The following is a 945-nucleotide window of genomic DNA, read 5'->3' as shown; positions in this document are numbered from 1 at the left end:
TAGCGAGCCGCCCGTCGAGGGCATCCTTGAGCGCGGCGTTGCTCGGCTCGAGCGCCAGTATCTGCCGAGCGTAAGTCACGAAACCTTTGTCGTCATTGCCGGTATCCGCGACGCCGAGCGCAGCCACGAGCACATGCGGGTCGTTCGGCCAGAGCTGGAGTGCGCGGTCGATCGTCTGTCGCGCGAGTTCGAATTCGCGGGCCATCTTGTACAGGTCGATCAGACTGGCGTAGCCCGCGGGAGTCGGCGCCTTGGCGAGCTCCTGCTGGATGACCCGGACCGCCTGTGCCGCACGCGGATTCGATAAGGTGTACGCGAAGTTCGACGGCTGGCTGTTGTCGCCTTTCTCGAACACCAGGATATTGTGAAAGGCGTGGAGGGCTCGAATCGACTTTGCTGTTGCGGGTGCCTTGAAGTCCGGAACGACGAGGCCGATCTCCGCGTGGTTCAAGTTATCCATGACCTGCCGTGCGCGCTGAAGCACCTTACCGCCGTCCACGCCGGCCCCGCTCACTTGAGGCCAGTACGATGTCTGGATGTCCTCGATCACGTAAAAGCCCTCGGGCGCCAGCAGCGGAAACAACGCCTCGAAGCTGGCGACGACGTCGTCCGGCATGTGGCTTCCGTCATCGATGACGATATCGAACGGTCCGAACTCCTTCGAGACTTGCTGGAGGAAGATCGCATCGTTCTGTGAGCCCTGGCGAAGGTGCACCCGAGGACCGAGGTCCAGAGTCTTCTGGGCGATATCGATCCCGACTATCGTTCCAGCCAGAAAGTAACTGGCCCACATCGCGAGCGACGCGCCTCCAACCGATTCGAAACCGTAGCCACCCACTCCGATCTCCAGCAGTCGGACCGGCTTGTCCCGCAAATGTGAGAACAGGGTGTGGTAGATCGGCGTGTAGAAATGCTGCCCCCATTTGTCGGTGCCGTGCCGAATTG

At 61.5% G+C, this 945-nt stretch carries 1 protein-coding gene; it reads right to left on the bottom strand.

Features of this window, described 5'->3' with window-relative positions:
* The coding region (locus ABTU92_RS29230) for a class I SAM-dependent methyltransferase (protein ID WP_408095059.1) at positions 1–945 on the bottom strand (945 nt) is incomplete at both ends.

The organism is Rhodoplanes sp. SY1 (assembly GCF_046000175.1).
GTDB lineage: Bacteria > Pseudomonadota > Alphaproteobacteria > Rhizobiales > Xanthobacteraceae > Rhodoplanes.
Note: the sequence above shows the minus strand (reverse complement) of the source record. Positions and strands in the feature narration are given on the sequence as shown.